The organism is Halorubrum sp. SP9 (assembly GCF_005435015.1).
Classification (GTDB): Archaea; Halobacteriota; Halobacteria; order Halobacteriales; family Haloferacaceae; genus Halorubrum; species Halorubrum sodomense.
In genome coordinates this window covers 1-250 of the sequence record NZ_SGXU01000672.1, presented here as the reverse complement: position 1 = coordinate 250, position 250 = coordinate 1, and the positions used below count along the sequence as shown (strand labels likewise).

1 pseudogene is annotated in these 250 nt (G+C 70.4%); it reads left to right on the top strand.

Going from position 1 to position 250, the window contains the following annotated elements:
- Positions 1 to 250: pseudogene (locus EXE45_RS18955) on the top strand (hypothetical protein); the annotation flags it as partial.

Here is a 250-nt window from a genome sequence, read left to right as displayed (position 1 = left end):
ACCTCGTTTTCGGCCGCGACCTCGCCGTTGATCGTCGTCGTCACCGTCGCGATCGCCGCCCTGGCGGTCCGAGCGCGCGGCAACGAGTTCGACGTCCACCCGGCGTTCGCTGCCGGGATCCTCCTCGGAATCGGGTGGTTCGTCGTCGGCGCGTTCGAAGGGGCGGCGATGATCGCGATCCAGTCTCGGGTCGTCGAGACGGCGGAGCCGACGGTCCCGGTCGTCGGCTGGCAGCTCGTCGGCGACTTCC